The sequence below is a fragment of the Neisseria sp. HMSC067H09 genome (assembly GCF_001814135.1).
Classification (GTDB): Bacteria; Pseudomonadota; Gammaproteobacteria; order Burkholderiales; family Neisseriaceae; genus Neisseria.
Genome location: NZ_KV814948.1, coordinates 41732 through 42130, shown reverse-complemented (window position 1 = coordinate 42130; position 399 = coordinate 41732). Strand labels below are relative to the sequence as shown.

1 protein-coding gene is annotated in these 399 nt (G+C 39.1%); it reads right to left on the bottom strand.

Translation table 11 applies throughout. From position 1 onward, the window contains the following. Positions 1-147: 147 nt before the first annotated feature. Positions 148-399 (bottom strand): hypothetical protein (locus HMPREF2954_RS13140; protein ID WP_210398489.1); only part of this gene is annotated, 252 nt, incomplete at its 5' end.

Here is a 399-nt window from a genome sequence, read left to right as displayed (position 1 = left end):
CAAGAAAACCAAAATATTCAACAAGAACAACAACAAGGCTTCTCACGTTCTATCTGAAGCAGGCATTAATTTTTTAGGTCGTTTGAAAACCCGCATCTCAATTTTTCAGACGACCCGATTAAAAAACACAGTTACTTTCACAAATACTTAGAGAATCACCATGTCTTCAGGACTTATTACAGCAGCGTACATCGTAGCCGCGATACTGTTCGTCTCCCCAATGGTGGCTCTGTGTCCAAGCAGGAAATTGCCAAGCAAGACTGTTATTCCGGCGTAGCCGGGATGGTAGAACATACTGAGAAATTCAATAATTTGGGGCATTTGGAAAATATTGATAGCGAATTTTCCTATGCTCAATAACAATTGGAGAATATAAATGGCAAACGAAAAAATAGAAGT